General features: G+C 43.6%; 15 protein-coding genes. 3 read left to right on the top strand and 12 right to left on the bottom strand.

What is annotated here, in order from left to right; all coding sequences use genetic code 11:
• Genes VTAP4600_RS07985 through VTAP4600_RS07975 form a run of 3 tightly spaced genes read right to left on the bottom strand, consistent with a single transcriptional unit; the run spans position 1 to position 3,468 of the window.
• Positions 1-573, bottom strand: coding sequence for a hypothetical protein (locus VTAP4600_RS07985; RefSeq protein ID WP_102522315.1), 573 nt, complete (start codon positions 571-573; stop codon positions 1-3).
• A complete protein-coding gene (locus VTAP4600_RS07980) occupies positions 573-2,177 on the bottom strand; it encodes an aldehyde dehydrogenase family protein (protein WP_172443095.1) in 1,605 nt (534 codons plus the stop codon). Before VTAP4600_RS07980 ends, VTAP4600_RS07985 begins: the two co-directional genes overlap by 1 nt.
• Positions 2,178-2,181: 4 nt before the next feature.
• A complete protein-coding gene (locus VTAP4600_RS07975) occupies positions 2,182-3,468 on the bottom strand; it encodes a class-III pyridoxal-phosphate-dependent aminotransferase (protein WP_102522313.1) in 1,287 nt (428 codons plus the stop codon).
• A 227-nt stretch (positions 3,469-3,695) separates the two neighbouring features.
• On the opposite strand from VTAP4600_RS07975, the gene VTAP4600_RS07970 reads away from it, so the two are divergent.
• Positions 3,696-4,709, top strand: coding sequence for a phosphotransferase enzyme family protein (locus VTAP4600_RS07970; RefSeq protein WP_102522312.1), 1,014 nt, complete (start codon positions 3,696-3,698; stop codon positions 4,707-4,709).
• 99 nt (positions 4,710-4,808) lie between these two features.
• On the opposite strand, the gene VTAP4600_RS07965 is transcribed toward VTAP4600_RS07970, so the two are convergent.
• The 5 genes from VTAP4600_RS07965 to VTAP4600_RS07945 form a co-directional block, all read right to left on the bottom strand.
• Complete coding sequence (locus VTAP4600_RS07965) at positions 4,809-5,573, bottom strand: ChbG/HpnK family deacetylase (RefSeq protein WP_102522311.1); 765 nt, start codon at positions 5,571-5,573, stop codon at positions 4,809-4,811.
• Positions 5,573-6,583, bottom strand: coding sequence for a glycosyltransferase family 2 protein (locus VTAP4600_RS07960; protein WP_102522310.1), 1,011 nt, complete (start codon positions 6,581-6,583; stop codon positions 5,573-5,575). The genes VTAP4600_RS07965 and VTAP4600_RS07960 overlap by 1 nt, the downstream gene beginning before the upstream one ends.
• Before the next feature lie 308 nt (positions 6,584-6,891).
• Positions 6,892-8,421, bottom strand: a complete 1,530-nt coding sequence (locus VTAP4600_RS07955; protein WP_102522309.1) for a SpoVR family protein — start codon at positions 8,419-8,421, stop codon at positions 6,892-6,894.
• Between the two features lie 11 nt (positions 8,422-8,432).
• Positions 8,433-9,704, bottom strand: a complete 1,272-nt coding sequence (locus VTAP4600_RS07950) for a YeaH/YhbH family protein (protein WP_102522308.1) — start codon at positions 9,702-9,704, stop codon at positions 8,433-8,435.
• 137 nt (positions 9,705-9,841) lie between these two features.
• Complete coding sequence (locus tag VTAP4600_RS07945) at positions 9,842-11,776, bottom strand: PrkA family serine protein kinase (RefSeq protein WP_102522307.1); 1,935 nt, start codon at positions 11,774-11,776, stop codon at positions 9,842-9,844.
• A gap of 418 nt (positions 11,777-12,194) precedes the next feature.
• Between VTAP4600_RS07945 and VTAP4600_RS07940 the strand changes: the two genes are divergently transcribed.
• On the top strand, positions 12,195-13,178 hold the full coding sequence (locus VTAP4600_RS07940) for an ABC transporter substrate-binding protein (protein WP_102522306.1): 984 nt from the start codon (positions 12,195-12,197) through the stop codon (positions 13,176-13,178).
• Positions 13,179-13,274: 96 nt separating this feature from the next.
• Here VTAP4600_RS07940 and VTAP4600_RS07935 read toward each other — a convergent pair whose 3' ends face one another.
• The 3 genes from VTAP4600_RS07935 to VTAP4600_RS07925 all read right to left on the bottom strand — a co-directional run bounded on the left by VTAP4600_RS07935 (position 13,275) and on the right by VTAP4600_RS07925 (position 15,833).
• Positions 13,275-13,775: a YfbU family protein gene (locus tag VTAP4600_RS07935; RefSeq protein ID WP_102522305.1), complete on the bottom strand. Its 501-nt coding sequence runs from the start codon at positions 13,773-13,775 to the stop codon at positions 13,275-13,277.
• 214 nt (positions 13,776-13,989) lie between these two features.
• On the bottom strand, positions 13,990-14,730 hold the full coding sequence (pflA, locus tag VTAP4600_RS07930; RefSeq protein ID WP_102522304.1) for a pyruvate formate lyase 1-activating protein: 741 nt from the start codon (positions 14,728-14,730) through the stop codon (positions 13,990-13,992).
• 143 nt (positions 14,731-14,873) lie between these two features.
• Entirely contained in the window at positions 14,874-15,833 is a 960-nt protein-coding gene (locus VTAP4600_RS07925; protein WP_172443094.1) for a lipid A deacylase LpxR family protein, read from the bottom strand.
• Positions 15,834-16,054: 221 nt separating this feature from the next.
• Between VTAP4600_RS07925 and VTAP4600_RS07920 the strand changes: the two genes are divergently transcribed.
• On the top strand, positions 16,055-17,935 hold the full coding sequence (locus tag VTAP4600_RS07920; RefSeq protein ID WP_102522302.1) for a methyl-accepting chemotaxis protein: 1,881 nt from the start codon (positions 16,055-16,057) through the stop codon (positions 17,933-17,935).
• 129 nt (positions 17,936-18,064) lie between these two features.
• Here the strand turns inward: VTAP4600_RS07920 and pflB are convergent, their stop codons facing one another.
• Entirely contained in the window at positions 18,065-20,341 is a 2,277-nt protein-coding gene (gene pflB, locus VTAP4600_RS07915; RefSeq protein WP_102522301.1) for a formate C-acetyltransferase, read from the bottom strand.
• Between the last annotated feature and the right edge of the window lie 90 nt (positions 20,342-20,431).

Here is a 20,431-nt window from a genome sequence, read left to right as displayed (position 1 = left end):
TTAGATTTGGATTGGGCACGCACTGATGTCACTGGCTTTACCCGTTACCATCAGGCGACCTGATGACCCGAGGTACTTCACCGCCTGAATCTGGCAATTGCTATTTTTTTCGATTTGGTTGGCAATACGAATTGCGGCAATCGCTGGTTTACAGTCAATGGTGAGTAAATCATTGCCTGGTAAAAAACGAACTCGTTGATTTTGCTTATTAAGAGTTTGTGCATGTTCAGGGCTAATGGCGTTTACGATAGATGAGCAAAGCAGTTCGTCAGGTGTTTGGGCATTACCCAATTGAGCATAAATAGCGTCTGCTGCTGCTCTTAATTGTTCACGTTGATCGCTATAAACGACGAGCCACCCGCTTCGGCCGTCCTGAACTTTATGAGCCAGTTCAACGCCCATATTCTTGGTCAATTGACTGATTAGGCTATCCGCCAACGCTGCGGGCTGAACTTCGACGATGAGTAAACCAAGGTTCGGATTTGGCAATCTGAATGTAAACGATGGATTAATCGCTAAGAGTGTCATTGGCGACACTTTTTCGATCAATGCTAGGGAGGTTAATTTACCCATTAGCGTTGCTCCAATATTTGTTTCAACTCTTGTTCAACCAAAGCTTTGATCATGGCCCTGAGATTATCTGGTTGCTCCGTGACTGAACTGGCTGAATAGTGAGTTGATGAACGAGAAGATGAGTTTTCCCGCGATCCCGCTGGGCCAAAGCCAGTTGCGCCTCTTGTTTCAATATATTGTGCGACAATCTCCGTTACGCTGTTTGTGGTTGACTGCTCAACAGAAGCCATATTGACGGTAAGCTCTTTATTCCATGCTACTTGTGTCCATTGCACGAGATGCTTAGCGAAAATGTTTTCTGAAACAGAACTGCGGCCGAAGTAACCCGTGCCAATAACGGGGCTAGGAGGTAGGTTGGTGGCAAATCCACTGGCGCCAAAAACACCTGGGCCGTTGATGGTAATGCGACAAACGGGAACCGATTTACTCCAGCGAGCGATTTGTGGGTTGTCTTGGGAATGGATCACCAATGAGTGGCCTTTTCCTTGAATACGTAACATGGCGTTCGCCGCATTTAACCCTTGCTGACAGCCAGAGACTTTTAATAAAGCTAAAACAGGGAACATTTTTTCTTTGCTAAATGGTTCGTCAGGGTTTATTTGGAAAATCTCCATGCCTAAGACTTTGGTTGAGCTTGGCACGCTAAAGCCAGCAAGCTTCGCTATCGTGACCGCACTTTTTCCAATCGCCGCGGGGTTGAGTTTGTTTGCTGGGTACAAGAAAGCACGCAGCAGTTCAAGCTCACGGCCTTCAACGTGGTAAGCGCCTTTCGCCACCATTTGCATGACAAGTTGATCTGCGATGTCTTGATGCGCAATAACAACGGATTCGCAAGTGCAAAGTAGGCTGTTATCAAAGGCTTTTGAGGTAACAATACTTTCTGATGCCAGTGCTAAATCAGCGCTTTTATCAACGAAGCAGGCTACATTGCCTGGGCCGACACCAATTGCGGGATTACCCGACCCATAGGCAGCGCGTACCATCGCAGGTCCACCCGTCGCCAAGATCAAATCGGTTTTTGGTGACGACATTAATTGGCTTACTTTTGCAACGCTCGGGTGGCGTAATGTCTGAATACAGCCCGCTGGTGCACCTGCTTTTTCCGCAGCATTGGCAAGGTAGTCTGCGGCGTCTACGCAACACTCTTTTGCTCCCGGGTGTGGACATAAAATGACAACATTACGAGTCAGTAACGCTGACATGACTTTGTAATAGATAGTTGCGATTGGATTCGTTGATGGAATGAGTGCAACGATGACGCCCGCAGGTTTTGCGTAGCGGGCAATTTTCTTTTCAGCGTCTACTTTCACGCCGTTATATTCTTGGAAATCAAATTGCTCTAGCTGGGCTGTGGCGTTGACTTGGTTTTTGATGGTTTTATCGGGTGCGTTACCAAAACCTGTTTCTTTTACAGACCATTGTGCGTAGTCAGCGGCTTTTGCGAGCGCTGCGCTTGATACCGCCTTTGCAATGTTTTCCACTTGGCTCGAGGTGTATTCACGAAAACTGTCCGAAGCCCAGTGCGCCAACCCAAGCAATGAGTCAATGTTGTCTTCTGGTGGTGTTTGGCCTTGTGATTGAATAGTGTGTTTTGTCGTCGACATGATATTACTTACCTCCTTTAACAACATTGAATTGAGACGATGTGTTGCTGCTATGACGCAATTCATTGCTCACTTGGTTAAGTGCAAGATCCATTCGATAGAGCATATCGTCACAGGTTTCTTTATCGATTAGCAGGCCCGGTTTCAGCTGCAAAACGGAAGGATCAAACGACGATAAAATGGCCCATACGCCTTTTTCATACAATGCACGCATGATGTGCAGCGCCCCTTCAGGATGACCAAATTGCAACCCAAAAATTAGCCCTGCTTGACGTATGCCAACGAAGAAGTCTGGATACGCTTTGCGCAGTTCGTCTAGTCCCTGACGGATATAAAGGGAAGAGTATTGCACCGTCTGCTTTACTTCAGGTCGAGTGGTTATTTCAATCACTTTACTGGCGACGGCACAGCCGAGTTCTGAACCACCGTATGTAGAAATGTGTCCAAAGCCGTTATCGTGTAGCCATTGTGCACAATTGGCTGAAAGTAAGGCGGCAGCGACAGGGTAGATACCCCCGCCCAGTCCTTTACCTGAAACAATGATATCGGGCTTAACGCCAAATGCTTCGACGCCCCATAATTCCCCACTTCGCATTAAGCCAGTTTGAACTTCATCTGCAATGTATAGCGTGCCATATTTTTCACACAGTGCTTTTACAGCAGGTAAGTAGCCTTCATTTGGCATAACAAAACCTGCCGTAGCGGGAATGGTTTCTAGGATTACGGCGGCGTATTCTCGGCTACTCAGTGCTTGTTCCATCGCCGCTAAGTCGTTAAAAGGAACACGGCCGTATTCTTCCTTATTTGGCTGACACAGAAAAAACTCCGCGTTCAGTTCATCGCCTACTTGAAGTGAGTAGCCGGTATGGCCATGGTATGCCTGATTGACCGACAGTATCTTTTTACGCTTAGTGGCATAACGTACCGTTTTGATGGCGATATCGATGGCTTCGCTTCCGCTTGTTGCAAAAACGCAGTAATCCATGCCTTCTGAGCACTCAACCAGTTGCTTTGCTAACTTTGCTCTCATGATAGATGGGAAGTGATGATTACCGGCATCAAATGCTTCTGTCGCATCATTAAGTGCTTTGATTACCTCTGGGTTTCTGTGCCCTAGATTGAAGGTTCCACCATTGAGATGCATGTCGATTAGACGGTGCCCGTCCATGTCAAAGATGTGATAACCCTCGCGCTTACCAATAACAAGGTCGATCCCCCATTTTTGCCAATCTTTGGTTTTTGCTGGATTCCAGTATTGTTGCGAATTTGTAATCACTTCTTGCTTATTCATGAGCGCACGTCCTTGCTATTCAAGCTAACAACCATCTAAGTAATTGAATTTAGGTAATATAAATATAACGGGTCAGTGTGGTTCATTATATTTGTTGTATTTATGTTAACTGGATCTCGAATGTATTCTGGTTTTAAACTCGAATATAGTCTAGTTTAGATCTGGAAATCAACAATTGATTAACAATTGTTGGCGATGAAGTCATTTTATGTGAAGGAGAATACAAGATGGATTTCTATGGACTAACGCCAGATCAGCAAGTAGAGAACTTGAGACACGTAGCAATCAACGCACTTCCGCTATGGGGCTTACCTGAAGATTCAAAAGTAGAGCCGATCAAATATCGTGAAAACAGTGTTTATAAAGTTACGACTGAACAGCACGGCTCCTTCGCATTGCGTGTTCATCGCTCTGGATATCACAGTGACAATGCACTTAATTCAGAATTATTGTGGATGAATGCGTTACGTGAAAAAGGAATTTGTACGCCGAAAGTCATCAGCAGTACACGCGGTGCTTATGTAGAAACCGTTACCGTTGATCAAGTTCCAGAACCACGTCAGGTAGATTTACTTGAATGGGTTAATTGCACACCTTTAGGGACGATAGAAGAAGGCGTTGATGAAGGCTCGATGGAGCTTTACAAAGTCGCGGGTCAATTGATGGCCAAATTGCATAACGAAACGCAAGAATGGGATATTCCGCAAGGCTTTGAGCGCCAACATTGGGACACAAAAGGAATGCTGAGCGAACAAGCGTTGTGGGGGTGTGGTTGGGAGCATGATGATTTAACGGACGAGCAGCGCGATTTGATCGTTAAAGCACGCGATAAAGCTGGCGAAGTGTTGTCGAGTATTCCTAAAGGGGCGGGCAGTTATGGTTTAATCCATTGTGATTTTTTGCCTGAAAACCTATTAGTTGACGAGCAAGGTAACATTCATCTGATTGACTTTGATGATTCAGGTTTTGGTTACCATATGTTTGATATTGCAACGACGTTGTTTTGGTTTTTGGGAGAAGATTCGTTTGACAAAATTACCGACGAATTTCTGCATGGTTACTTAGAAGAGAGAGAGATCTCTGAAGAGCAAATTGCTTTATTACCATGGTTCTTGTTCATTCGAGGTTTAGTTTACCTAGGTTGGGGTCATACTCGTAAAGAAACGGAAACGGCGATTGAAATGGCTCCTTTAGTTATCGGTGCAGTAACGCAACTTGCGACTCAACTGTTAGAAGACTAGCATTTCTTACAGATAACCGATGTATTGTTAAACTTTGGAAAGTACAAAGAAAAAGCCTGCGATTGAGCAGGCTTTCTTGCGTTTTTTTAGCCTAAACTACTATTTGAAATGAGTTAGGTGGATATCTTGTTTAAGAAGAAAATCTCGGTATCTGTCGCTCATTAGGTAGTCGTATTCTTGACTTCGAGCTAAGGCGTGTTCGACACTTGCCCCAGAGGTTGCTGGGTGGCACATGATTAAACCTTGATGAGGTAAAGATTGTAACCAACCCTCCATCATGGTTGCAAAATCAGCTTGCTCAGAAATGGAGTACAAGCCCGCGAACCCGTTGTTGTGTTTGAATTTTGTTGCTTGAATTTGTCGCTTGAAATTCAAATTGAGAGCCTGAATCACCACCGCTTTGATGGCGGAGTCGTGACCGGTCAAGGGAACGGCAGGATCGCGTATCCAGAGTTTTCCACCTGAGTAACGTTTCGATAGTTCATCGAGCACCACATCACGAACCTGAGGAAAGGCATGAACATGCTGGTGACCATCTAAATAGTCCGGCGCTTGATCTAATGCATCTTCATAGTTATCGAGTTGAGTCTGAAGCGTGCGCAAAAGAGCTTGTTTGTCTGAACGTCTGGTAACAGCATTGGCCATCAAGGTGCCTAGAGAACCAATGTGACCAAGATCAAAGTGCAAACCCAAGGCAGCATCCGCCTGATAAGGCTTTAGGTGTTCGGCAGACTTAAGCCAATCGGGCATAAGGGTCATACAGCTGGTGGCCGAAATTCGCTTTTTTTCGAGCAAATTAATAATCGCCATATCGACTTCAGCCGACATGGCGTAGTCATCAGCGCAAATAATCAGATTCTTCATTAAGATTCTTTCGTCGATTCCGTCTCGTCACGTTCGTCTTTACTTTGTTGGTATTCTTCAACGATATAAAGGGGACGTTTCTTAACTTCAGAGAACACTCGGGCTAAATAGTCACCCATGATACCGATAGACAGCAATTGAATGCCACCTAGAAAGAAGATGGCAATGGTCAGTGTTGGCCAACCCGGGACATCTGAACCGAAAATCAAGGTTCTTAGCATAATCAGAATGCCGTAGCCAAAGGAGAACGCTGAGATTGCGGCGCCAATAACCATCCAAATTTTTAGAGGAATGCTACTGAATGAGGTTAACCCTGTCATCGCTAATGAGGTTAAATCTCGGAAGCGGAAGCTACTGGTGCCACTGAGTCGGTCGATGACTTCAAAAGTGACCGATTTGGTTTTAAAGCCAACCCAGGCGTATAAGCCTTTCATCATACGAGTACGTTCAGGCAGTTGTTTTAATGCCTCAACAACATTTCGTCCCATAAGGCGAAAATCACCCGCATCGGGATGAATGTGAACATCAGAAATACGATTTAGCAGGCTGTAATATACTTTGGTAAATGCTCGTTTTGGCAGAGATTCATCTTCACGGTTATCACGTACACCGTAAACCATATCGTAGCCTTCACGCCAATGATGGATGAATTGTTCCACGACAGATAACGGATGTTGACCGTCGGAATCCATTAAAATAACAACGTCACCGCGAGCTTTATCAAGACCGGCACTGATGGCGATTTCTTTGCCGAAGTTACGCGATAATTTCACCAGTGAAATTGGATACTCTTGAGATAGCTTCTTAGCAGTCTCGACCGTTTCGTCAGCACTGCCATCATCCACAATTAGGATCTCAACTTCATTGCAGTAATCTTTTAGAAAGTCGTATGCTTCTTGAACAACCTGAGGTAAGTTTTTGGATTCATTATACGCTGGTAATAAGCAAGTAATGATATTCGGGTTCTCACGGACAAATTGTACGTTTGAGGTGCTTTGTGAGTCGTTCATAAAAGTTCCGCAGTTGGCTATAGTCTAAAGTCGGATTGCCGCTGTTGTTATCTTTATCAGTATAGCTATGACAACATAACAACCAAAATTGTTTCGCTCTGTTGTCATATTAGAAAATATGGTTGAATTAAAGCGACCTACGCCTTCTTTGTCAATCGTAATTGACAATTTATATAACGGGCTATAAATAGAGTTGCATCAAATGCTTGTCGTTAATTATTTTAGGTAAAAAAAAGCCCATGGTATGACATGGGCAAAATGGAGGTTGTTACTTACATATAAATAGGGTTACTGACTTTTAAAAATGGTTATATCCCACTGCTGTACCTTTCTTTATCTGGGCAAGTGCCGAGTATTTCGTTGCCCCCGGTTTCATTTTCTTGCTGTAAAATGACATCAAACCCCCATAGGCGGTGCAGGTGTTTGAGCACTTCAGGGTAACTTTTATGTAGGGGAACTCTATTTTGAGGGACGTACTGCAGTATTAAAGAACGGTCGCCTCTGACATCCACATTCCATACTTGTATGTTGGGCTCCAAGTTGCTTAAGTTGTATTGAGCGGCTAGCTTTTCTCGCACAATTTTGTAACCAGACTCATTATGTATTTCACTTATTTCTATGTAATTTTTTCGGTCGTCATCTTTAATAGAAAACAATTTAAAGTCTCTCATTAGCTTAGGGGATAGGTATTGGCTAATGAAGCTTTCATCTTTAAAGTTTGCCATAGCAAAATGCAGGGTATCCAACCAATTGCTGCCAGCTATTTCAGGAAACCAAAGTTTATCTTCTTCGGTGGGTTCTTCACACATACGGCGAATGTCTTGGAACATGGCAAACCCGAGTGCATAGGGGTTAATACCACTAAAATACGGGCTGTTGTAGGCGGGTTGGGCTACCACACTGGTGTGACTGTGTAGAAATTCCAACATGAATTTATCTGACACCAATCCTTCATCATACAAGTGATTCAATATGGTGTAGTGCCAGAAGGTTGCCCAGCCTTCATTCATTACTTGAGTTTGTTTTTGCGGGTAAAAGTATTGACTGATTTTACGAACAATTCTTACGACCTCACGCTGCCAAGGCTCCAGAAGAGGGGCGTGTTTTTCGATAAAGTAGAGAATATTTTCTTGCGGCTCACTGGGAAAGCGAGGACGCTCTTGAGCTTCTTTTTCTTCTGAACGTGGTACGGTTTTCCATAGGTCATTGACTTGAGATTGCAGGTAGGCTTCTCTTGATTCCTGGCGTGCTTTTTCTTCAACGATGGATATCTTTTCAGGGCGCTTATAACGGTCGACGCCATAGTTCATCAGGGCGTGACAAGAATCGAGCAGTTTTTCTACCTCATCGACACCATGTTTGGTTTCGCACTCAGTAATGTAATTACGAGCAAACAAAAGGTAGTCGACAATAGAGCTGGCATCGGTCCAAGTTTGAAACAGATAATTGCCTTTAAAGAAAGAGTTATGGCCGTAGCAGGCATGAGCCATCACTAACGCCTGCATTGTGATGGTGTTTTCTTCCATCAGGTAAGCAATACAAGGATCGGAGTTGATCACTATTTCATAGGCTAACCCCATTTGGCCATGTTTGTAGTTCTGCTCCGTTTGGATGAATTTTTTTCCAAACGACCAGTGATGATAATTTATAGGCATCCCAATGCTAGAGTACGCGTCCATCATCTGTTCTGCTGTGATCACTTCGATTTGGTTCGGGTAAGCATCCAAACGGTAATGTTCTGCAACCCGTTTAATTTCTTTGTGATAATCATCTAGCAAGTCGAACGTCCAGTCCGGTCCGTCGGGCAGCATTTTGTTTTTAGTTTTAGTTGTCGTCATAGCGCACCTCCCTATGCTGTCTCTTTATGAAACAGTTCCCTAAAGACAGGGAAAATATCATCCACAGTTTTTATGTTTTTCATGGCGAAATTGTCGAACGTCTCTTGTAGCTTCTCGTATTCATGCCATAACGTCTGATGGCTACGTCGTGTTATCTCTATGTACGAATAGTACTGGCACGTTGGTAACAGTTGATTGACCAAAAGCTCTTTACATTTAGGGGAATCATCTGCCCAATTGTCTCCGTCGGAAGCTTGAGCTGCGTATATATTCCATTCATTTCTTGGGTATCTATCGGCAACGATGTCATTCATCAGCTTTAGCGCACTTGAAACAATCGTTCCGCCGGTTTCTTGCGAGTAGAAAAACTCATGTTCATCGACTTCTTTGGCTTGCGTGTGGTGTCGAATAAACACAACTTCTACGTTTTCATAGGTGCGGGTCAAGAACAAATACAACAGTACGTAAAAGCGTTTTGCGATATCCTTAGTGGCTTGATCCATTGAACCAGACACATCCATCAAGCAGAACATGACAGCCTGACTGGATGGGATAGGGCGTTTTTCGTAATTCTTAAAGCGCAAATCAAATGTATCTATAAATGGCACACTTTTGATTTTCTGGCGTAATTTTTCTATCTCGCCTTTAATTTCATTTTCGATAAGTGGTTTTGCTGGTTCTTCATTTTCAATCCGGCTTAGCTCAGCTTCTAATTCCTTTAGCATTCGACGTTTACCAGACGTCATGGCGGTTCGCCTTGCTAGGGATTGTTGAAGTGATCGCACCACAGAGATGTTGGCGGGAATACCCGCGGTTTGAAAACCGGAACGGTGAGTTTTCCATTCTGTAATCTTGTTGACTTGGTTTTTTTGAAGATTGGGTAGCTCTAGATCTTCAAATAAAATATCTAAGTATTCATCTTTGGAAATCTGAAATACGAATTCATCTTCGCCTTCGCCGTCTGGGCTAGCATCGCCTTCTCCCGCTCCAGAGCCTTGTCCTCCACCTTTAGGGCGCTCAACCTTATCACCAGGAGAGAACTGGTCGTTACCAGGGTGGACTCGGTCTTTGACACCCCCTTGCCCCTGATGAAAAGCAGGTTCGTTGATGTCTTTACTCGGGATAGCGATGTCTTCGCCGGTATCGGTATTGGTGATGGAACGGCGATTGACGGCATCAGATACCGATTCTTTAATCTTCTCTTTGTGGCGTCTTAGAAAACGCTGTCGGTTAACAGTGCTTTTGTTTTTGCCATTGAGCCTACGGTCAATAAATTGCGCCATAAGTTACTCCCTCTGAAACGTCAAAGTGTCAAACTCCGTGATTGAACTGAAAGCAGGAAAACTCTTCCTGCGTTTCATTTCAAGACACTAGCCTACTGATATCCTTATCTGGTGGTGAAATCATCAAATCATGCAGACTAGGATGATTTTCTCACTCGTAAATACCATTCAGACAACAAGCGCACTTGTTTCTTGGTGTAGCCTTTTTCCATCATACGAGCGACAAAGTCGTCGTGTTTTTTCTGATCATCGGTCGACGTTTTACCATTAAACGAAATGACCGGGAGCAGCTCTTCAGTATTTGAGAACATTTTTTTCTCTATCACTGTTCTCAGTTTTTCGTAGCTGGTCCAAACTGGATTGTGTCCGTTATTATTTGCTTTAGCACGCAATACAAAGTTAACGATTTCATTTCGGAAATCCTTCGGATTACTGATACCAGCGGTTTTTTCGATTTTCTCTAATTCGTTGTTTAATGCGCCACGGTCAAACAACTGGCCGGTATCTGGATCTCGATATTCTTGATCTTGAATCCAGAAATCGGCATAGGTGACGTAGCGATCAAAGATGTTCTGACCGTATTCAGAGTAAGATTCTAAATAGGCAGTTTGGATTTCTTTCCCAATAAACTCGACGTATTTTGGTACCAAATAGCCTTTCAAAAACTCTAAATAACGTTCGCCAACTTCTTGTGGAAACTGTTCACGTTCGACTTGCTGTTCTATGACATAAAACAGATGCACGGGGTTAGCGGCCACTTCAGACTGATCAAAGTTGAATACCCGAGACAGGATCTTAAAGGCGAAACGAGTAGAAAGCCCTGCCATGCCTTCGTCTACCCCTGCAAAATCACGATACTCCTGATAGCTTTTGGCTTTAGGATCGGTGTCTTTGAGGGTTTCTCCATCATAGACTCTCATCTTGGAGAAAATTGATGAATTTTCAGGATCTTTAAGTCGAGAAAGAATACTGAATTGAGCCAATGTCTCTAATGTGCTTGGTGAGCATGGAGCCAGAGACAATTCACTGTGTTCAAGTAGCTTTTGATAAATCTTGATCTCTTCAGAGACACGAAGACAGTAGGGCACCTTAACAATGTAAACACGATCTAAGAAAGCTTCATTGTTTTTGTTGTTACGGAACGTTTGCCACTCTGATTCGTTTGAGTGAGCTAAAATCATGCCATCAAATGGCAACGCGGAAAGCCCTTCGGTGCCGTTGTAGTTTCCTTCCTGCGTTGCTGTAAGCAGTGGATGCAACACCTTAATTGGCGCTTTGAACATCTCTACGAACTCCATCAAACCTTGGTTTGCTCGACATAAAGCGCCGGAATAGCTGTATGCGTCAGGATCGTCTTGAGAAAAATGTTCCAATTGGCGGATATCAACTTTACCTACGAGTGAAGAAATGTCTTGGTTGTTTTCATCACCAGGTTCAGTTTTGGCTATCCCTTTTTGGTCTAGAATCGAAGGGCGTACTTTAACGACTTTGAACTTCGAAATATCACCACCAAACTCGTGTAGCCTTTTTGCAGCCCAAGGAGACATGGTTGAACGTACATAACGTTTTTGAATGCCGTATTCAGATTTTAGTAATTCGCCATCTTCGTTGACGTCAAACAAGCAGAATGGATGATCATTCACCGGGCTACGAACGCCGTCAGCAGACAACACGTAGATCGGCATTTTCTCCATTAGGGCTTTGAGCTTTTCAGCTAATGACGACTTACCGCCGCCTACTGGGCCTAATAGATAAAGGATTTGTTTTCGTTCTTCTAACCCTTGCGAGGCGTGTTTTAGGTAGGAAACGATTTGTTCGATCGCATCTTCCATACCGTAAAAATCTTTGAACGTCTCGTAGCGGGAAATGACTCGGTTGGAAAAAATTCGGCTTAATGTTGGATCTTGTGCGGTGTCTATGATTTCTGGCTCACCGATTGCGAGTAGCAAACGTTCTGCCGCGTTCGCATAAGCGCTTTTGTCTTCTCGACAAAGTGATAAGAAATCCTGAAGTGAAAGTTCTTCATCCTTGGCTGCTTCGTAGCGAGCCTGGTAGTGGTCAAAAATGCTCATAGCGAATACCCCTCTAAACCTGTCCTATCGACACGGAAACAGCGAAAATGTCACATCCGTCAATAATTAAGGTTAGACAGGTATCTTAAATTCTGCCTGTTTTTTCGTTATTTAATTGGAAAATATTGTAAACAATATGTAGAGCGTTGGTGACGAAAGCGATAGGACTATAAAACGGGGGATGTCAAAATCAGATTTCTTTTCTTTCAATAAGATAGAGCTCTTACACTGAATTTTGGGGGGCTCTACCTCGTAATGACGGCCTTTGCCGTAATATCCGACCATTGCTTACGTTTATTATGCAAAGCAATACGTATTAATCGACGCATTTAATGGTTTGACATGCCCCCTTTATTTAAATAGCATTCGGCAACTTGATTTTTTGCTTGCCGCTTGAAATTGGCGCTGGCAGTTTGGGATGCTTCATCAAAAGGATTGGTACAACGTGGTATTGCGGTTATCTAAGTTTTCATTGTGTTTTTTGATGTTGTTATTCGCTGGCAATGTATCTGCAAAAGAAAAGATCGTAGCAGTCAGTTATGTCTCGACTCCATTTAACCTGCAAATGATCTTAATGAAACAGTTAGGCTTGCTAGAAAGAGAGTTTTCTAAGCATCACGCAGAAGTGGAGTGGGTTGAAGATAATAGGCTGACCGACCAAATGGGAGCGGTTAGCGAAGGAACTTTGGATATTGCAAGCTCCGTCAGTGCCGTTTCAATGTTAATGGCACTAGACGATAACCCAACGGCCAAGATAATTTTAAATGTGGCACGGCCTCAATATGTAATGGCATTGGTTACTCGCGCTGAATTTCAAGGAGAGGTATGTAGCCTGAAGGCCAAAAGAGTGGCTGGGCCGACTTCTTCTGTGTTCGAGCATATGCTGGTGGCACAATTGAATAAGGTTGGCCTAAATGATTCAGACGTAGACCTGGTTGCTATGCCAGAAGAGCAAGCGCTAATCGCATTGATGAACAGTGAGGTCGATGCGGCTCTTCTTTCTGCTGCCAACTTGGCTAAGGCAAAGTCATTGGGTGCTAGGGTATTATCGTGCTCCAAGGGGCGTTTTAACCCGATGCAACTGAGCGTGACGAGCAGTGAGTTTGCTCAGGAGCATGCGGAACTGATAGACGCATATATCACGGCTCACAAAAAAGCCATGACGTTTATTTTACAGCATGAGCCAGTTGCATTAGCCATTGGAGCTAAAGAGCAAGGGATCAGTGTTGAGCAGGCGACGTTGCTATATAGGAGCTCTGGCTTGGCAACCGGCTTTAATTCTGTCGATAAGACGCTCTTGAGAAATGACCAAAAATTTTTACTGCAGCATGATCTTATTAAACAACAGGTAGATCTCCCAAGCTTGTTTTTAGAAAGCACTCCGAGAGGTGATGAGTTTTAATTGCGTATTAGGCGAGATAATTGAGATAAAAAAAAGCGCTTTTGTAATACAAAGCGCTTTTTTAATGTTTGCCGTTAGCTTTGTGTCTGATGACAGTTAAGCATTGAATATTTGTTTAAACTCAGCTGCAGACAGGTGGTACTGGCGAGGACAGTCCTGCCAAGCTGCTAACATACGACGATACTTATCTAGCATCGGCATTTGTGCATTGAAATGGTGGTCACCTTTTTCAAACTGCGCGTAAAGACCTTCAGAATCGATAAGAAAACGAACGTAATTCACTTGTTGAGCTTCAGATGCAATATCAAAACCTAAGAAGATTAGTCGACGTTGATCTACGTTGCTGCGTTCTGCTTCATCTAACATCTTGTTAGACTCTTGCATCGCGTGATACATCTCCATGATGTTGATGATCTCACGACATTCATCTTCAGTGATGCAACCGAACTCTTTGTTGAGTTCTTGCATTTGCAGCCCATAACCACGCTCTACAATGATTTGTAGACGTTGATACTTTTCTGAATTGTCCGGGGTTAATCGTGACATCAAGTAATATTGATTCGAAAGGATCAGACGTTGAGCGTCAGTCATTTCCATAGGGAGGCCTCATTTATAGTTTATTTGTCTGGCAATAGAGTAACAGTAATTAGACACCATGAAACATGATCTCAACACGGTTTTAATATGGATTAGGTCTGATTGGCTAATTTTCCCCCAGAGGAGAAGGTAAGCTGAAGGCAAAGGCGTGCTTAGACGCAACATACAAAAAAGCCAGCAAAGAAGCTGGCTAATATGACGATGACTGACGGCGTTAGTACTTTACGTTATCGTTGTATTGTTCAAGAATGGATTTGATCTTATCCATGGTTTCTTTTTCCGGTGGATTGACTCCATCGAGAGGATAATCGTAGCCCAAAGCTTCCCATTTATGTGCGCCCAATTTATGGTAAGGCAGGAGCTCTATCTTTTCGATGTTATCCATATCTTTAATAAATTCACCGAGTAGGTGTGCAGACTCTTCATCGTCAGTATAGCCAGGAACGACGACGTAACGAATCCAAGTTTTTTGGCCGATTTTATGTAAGTAGCGAGCGAAATCCAGAGTACGCTTGTTTGATACACCAACCAAGTCTTGGTGAATTTCGTCTTGCATATGTTTGATATCCAGCATGACCAAGTCTGATGCTTCTAAGATTTCATCAATGACCTCAGTATGCTTACGAACGTGCCCGTTAGTATCCAAACAAGTATGCATGCCTTCAGCTTGGGCGGCTTTAAAAAAGTCACGCACAAACTCTGGTTGTAGTAATGCTTCACCACCTGAGCATGTAATACCGCCACCTGATGCACGCATGAAGTGTTTGTATGACTTAGACTCATTAATGATTTCTTCTACTGTGATTTCTTTGCCATCATGAGTATCCCAAGTATCACGATTATGACAGTATTTGCAGCGCATTAGGCAACCTTGCAAAAACACAATAAAACGAATTCCCGGGCCATCGACGGTGCCACATGATTCGAAAGAATGAATACGACCAGTTGTAGACATGAGCATTTCTCTTAGGATTATTTTTACCGTTATTTTATTACAAATTGGCCACTTTAAATAGTCATTCTTAGCTGATAATCGTAATCAAATAACTGAATTCTCAGCACCTATGTAACGGCGCTGAAGTATTTGTATTGTTGGTGTTACAACATCCAAAAAAGGGATAACGAAGTCGCGGCATGAAGGTTCTGTTGATCTTCTTTATAGTCAGGAGACTTGGCGACGATTGTAAACGCGATGCCCAGCCCTTGGTAGTAACCGACGGCGCCGATTTGAGCTGTGCTTTGCCAGTGTTGGATTGAAACCGGGTACACTTCTGGTGGCGTTGCGCCGCTTAGGGTCAAATCCTTAAATCGATAGCGAGCCTCTATACCCGCAAAGTAGTAGTAGCCAATTTGATCTTTTGGGGCATACAAGGTTTGATTGGGTTGAGCGTAACTGATGGCCGTTGACCCAAACGTCGCTGCCAAATTATCACCATATCGCCATAAAACACCGGATGCTATTTCAGGTTGAAAATTGCCAATCTGTGCTCGATTTATCCATGTTAATTCATTGCTATTTGAATCGGTGTCGCGGTTGAATACGGTATTATGTTGTTGGTAACTGGCACCCCATACCAATGGTTCTTCAACTTGATATTGCCAACCTTCGGGGCGTGGTGAGCCGATCAGGTCATGAACCCATCGTTGAGATATTGACGCTAAAGATTGTTCGCCCATGGTACCCAGCATGAGTTCAATATTTTGATACTCTTGCGGTGCTCTAATTGAGAGTCTGGTTGATAAGTAAGATAACCCAGCATATGGTCGATCGTTAGGGGTAGGCTCAACTTGACTCACATCACTCGGAGTCCAGATTTTTTGGCTTAAAGAGACGCCCATATAATATTCAGCATCGGCTTTTTCAAGCCAACGCAGCGGTGCGCCATCTAGCTTGCTTTGCACATCTAAAAACAATCCATTGGAATAGTCTTTATCCGTTCCTAGCATTCCGTCGTTATCTAAATGTACGCTGATGGTGGTATCTGCTTGAGCTGCAGAACACAATAAAACCCCTACGCTGGCTGACCATCGAAGCGTCATCGATAATTTGTGTAACACGTTGTCCACCATTCACATTTTATTTATTAAGGGCGCGTTCGAGTATACCGCAACCTAAAAATGCTAACTGAGATCTTATCGAGCTCCTGATGAAAATCAAAAAAACATGTAAAAACCCCTCCAAATGTAGCTATATTGTTAAATATAACGCCTTATTATGTTAATGTGTAATCTGTAAGTAACGTAGTTAAGTTGTTGCTTAATAAGCAGAAGGGTTTTACATGAAAAATATGAATTTGTCGCAGAAGCAAAAATCGTTTGTTTATTTGGGTCTCCTCATCATTGGATTCCTCTCTTTGGCCTGGTATACCGTATCTGCAATTGAAAAAGTAGGTGAGGAGTACCAGCATAGTAACGAAATTTCGTCCGGAGCCTATGAGGTCAGGCAAACTCAGGTTCAATTGTTACAATTGATCAGCCATCTTGATGATATGACAGCAGATCAAGTGTCTAGTGCTAAGCAAACCAGTGACAAAATCTATGAGCTTATTAAAGTGAATAGAATTTTTCTTGAATCTGTTGGGGTAACGACTGACGGGCAGAAGCTTGAAGTTGCTGTTGCAGATTATCGAGCGGCACTGGTGCCTTGGTTAGATATTAGAGCGGAAGTTGGTTTTAATATCGATGACGGCAAACTGGGTGGTATGAACCTACTGACTAAAAAAATTGAAGAAAAAATACTTGAAACCGGGATGGTGAGTATTAATTCAGATTTCCAAAATATGGTGAAGATGCAACAAACTTATTTACTTCAACCTAATGAGAAAAACCTTAAATTGTTTAATCGCTCGCTTGCGATGTTTGAAAACATGTCTAACAGTTATGCGATGTTGGACTTATACGAAAAAGAGTTAGAACAATTTAAGCAAGACTTCATGCGGGTGAGTGAATTATCCGAACAGCTTATTCAGGTCGAAGAGACCCTTTTCTCCCAACAAGATAGTGTGAAGAACCTTATCCATGATATCTCTGGAAAGTTGGGGGAAATCAGTGAATCTTATCAAATATCCGCGTCTGAGAAGTCTACCCAAACAGAATTGTCGGTGCTGATCGCCTGTGTTGTGTTGGCAATGGTTACCTTGCTCATTTTTGTCACGCTTAATCGGTCTATTTCGCGCTCCGTCGCGGCCGTTTCTCATGTGTTGGAAGGCATGTCGAATGGTGATCTTTCACAGCGAATGAAGACAACAACAAACAGTAAGGACGAGTTTAATCGCTTGGCCATCGCCATTAATCAAACTTGTGAGAATTTAGGCCTGCTAGTTAAAGGCGTACAAGATAGCAGCCACGCACTATCAGAAAATGCAACGCAGCTAAATGTTGGCGTGGATGGTTTGGCAAAAAATCAAAGCGACGTTGTGCATCAAACGCAAGTTTTAGCGTCTGCAACTGAAGAGGTCAGTGTCACAACCCAAGAGGTATCAAACAGTTTGGAGTTGGTGGTACAGGTAACAGAAACATCAAGTAGTTCGGCTCAAGAAGGAGGCATTGTCATCACCGAGGCGATCAAATCGTTAGCGGATGTAGCAACTGTTTTGACTAATGCTGCGGGTAACATTAAGCGTTTGGAAGAAGCTTCTGCGAAGGTAGATTCAGTTATGGATATTATCAATGGCATAGCAGAGCAAACGAATTTATTGGCGTTGAACGCAGCAATAGAAGCGGCAAGGGCAGGCGAGCAGGGAAGAGGCTTTGCGGTTGTTGCCGATGAAGTGAGAAATCTGGCAGTTAGAACGGTAGATGCGGTAGGTGAAATCTCTGGCACGATAGAAACAATGAAAAAAGAAAGCTCTGAGGTTATTGGTTCTATTGCACAATGTGAGGGCTCGATAGAAAAAGGCCAAGCGAAAGGGCAAGAAGCGATCGACGCATTAGACTCTATAACGGGTAAAGTGTCGGAAGTTAACCATCAAACCGAAGTTATTTTTAATTCAATTAGAGAGCTCGCAACAACCAGTCAATCAATGGCCGATAGTATGTCGCAGATATCGGGGTCGATGGCATCAATTGAAACTAGTAATGGGCAACTTAGAGAGACCAGTGGTCGGGTAGAAGAGCGTTCAAATCGACTCAGTCAGGATTGTGAACAGTTTAAGTTGTGAGATTGAAGTGCGAAAAGCTAAGTACTAAAAGATAAGTATGGGGGGCTTAGCACTTCGAACTTAGCTTTTAGTACTTGAAAAAAAAAGCCCGCTCAATGAGCGGGCTTCGTTTATTCAATTAACTGAGAATTATAGAGACTCAGTGAAAGTACGTGCGATTACGTCAGCTTGCTGCTCTGGAGTCAGAGAGTTAAAGCGTACAGCATAACCAGATACGCGAATCGTTAACTGAGGGTAGTTCTCAGGGTGCTTAACTGCGTCTTCTAGAGTACCGCGGTTAAGAACGTTCACGTTAAGGTGTTGACCACCTTCAATGCCGGCTTCGTGGTGGAAGTAACCATCCATTAGGCCTGCAAGGTTAGCACGTTGGTTATCTTCTTCTTTACCTAGCGCGTTTGGAACGATAGAGAAAGTGTAAGAGATACCATCTTGTGCATCAGCAAACGGCAGTTTACCTACAGAAGTCAATGACGCTACAGCACCTTTCTCATCACGACCGTGCATTGGGTTAGCACCAGGAGCGAAAGGAGCACCAGCACGACGACCGTCTGGAGTGTTACCCGTTTTCTTACCGTACACAACGTTAGAAGTGATAGTAAGGATAGACTGAGTAGGAATCGCGTTGCGGTACATAGTCAGTTTACGGATTTTGCCCATAAATGTAGAAACAAGTTCACATGCGATGTCATCAACGCGTGAATCATTGTTACCAAATTTAGGGTAGTCGCCTTCGATTTCGAAATCGATAGCAATGCCGTCTTCGTCACGCACTGGTTTAACAGTAGCGAATTTGATTGCAGACAGTGAGTCAGCTGCAACAGAAAGACCAGCGATACCACATGCCATAGTACGACGAACGTCACGGTCATGAAGAGCCATTAGAGACGCTTCGTAGCTGTATTTGTCGTGCATGAAGTGAATGCTGTTTAGTGCAGTCACATATTGCTTAGCTAACCAATCCATGAATGTGTCTAGGCGACCCATTACGTCATCGTAGTTAAGAACAGCATCAGTGATCTTGTCGCCAACTGGGCCAACTTGCATCTTAAGCTTCTCATCAACGCCGCCGTTGATTGCGTAAAGCATCGTTTTTGCAAGGTTAGCACGAGCGCCGAAGAACTGCATTTGCTTACCAACGATCATTGGAGATACACAACAAGCGATTGCGTAGTCATCAGAACCAAGGTCAGGACGCATTAGGTCATCATTTTCGTACTGGATAGAAGAAGTATCGATAGATACCTTCGCACAGAAACGTTTGAAGCCGTCAGGCAGTTGCTCAGACCAAAGAACCGTGATGTTTGGCTCAGGAGATGGACCCATAGTGTATAGGCTGTTTAGGAAACGGAAGTTCGTACGTGTAACTAGAGTACGACCATCAACACCCATACCACCCATAGATTCTGTTGCCCAGATTGGGTCACCAGAGAACAGCTCATCGTACTCAGGAGTACGTAGGAAGCGAACCATACGCAGCTTCATTACGAAGTGGTCGATCATTTCTTGAGCTTGAATTTCTGTGATAGTACCAGCAGCGATATCACGCTCGATGAAGATGTCTAGGAAAGTCGAAGTACGACCTAGAGACATTGCAGCACCGTTTTGAGATTTAACAGCAGCTAGGTAGCCGAAGTAAGTCCACTGGATAGCTTCTTGAGCAGTTTGAGCTGGCTCAGAGATATCGTAGCCGTATTTCTCAGCCATCACTTTGATTTGGCCTAGAGCACGGTGTTGCTCAGAGATTTCTTCACGAAGTTGCATTGTTGCAGCAAGGTCTTCGCCGTTTTCGAAACGCTCTTGAAGAGAAGCAAACTGAGCTTGCTTGTCTTTCATTAGGAAGTTGATACCGTAAAGTGCAACACGACGGTAGTCACCAATGATACGACCACGGCCGTAAGCATCAGGAAGACCAGTCAGAACACCAGACTTACGACATTTTAGGATATCAGGAGTATAGATATCGAAAACGCCAGCATTGTGTGTTTTGCGGTATTCTGAGTAGATTTTTGAAACCATTGGGTCAAGAGTTTCACCGTATGCTTTACAAGAACCTTCAACCATACGCACACCACCGTTAGGGATGATTGCACGTTTTAGTGGCTTCTCAGTTTGTAGACCAACGATAGTCTCTAGATCTTTTTCAATGTAACCTGCATCGTGAGCAGTGATGGTAGAAATAACTGAAGTATCAAAATCTACAGGTGCTTTAGTTGCATTTTCCTGCTTGATGCCTTCCATTACTTTAGCCCAAAGCTTGTCAGTTGCTTCAGTACCTTCAGACACTAGGAAAGCTTCATCGCCTTCATATGGTGCGTAGTTTTTCTGAATGAAGTCGCGAACGTTTACTTCGTTTTGCCAATCACCTTTAGCAAAACCTTCCCAAGCTTTAGCAAATTGCTCTGCCATGACATACCTACCTTTTTAGTAGAAAAAACACGTACTGATTCGCTGTTGAGCCAGCTATCACCAACATAGGTGAGCAGTACACTCTTTATA

This window comes from Vibrio tapetis subsp. tapetis, from assembly GCF_900233005.1.
GTDB lineage: Bacteria > Pseudomonadota > Gammaproteobacteria > Enterobacterales > Vibrionaceae > Vibrio > Vibrio tapetis.
This window is presented reverse-complemented; position numbering and strand designations above follow the sequence as displayed.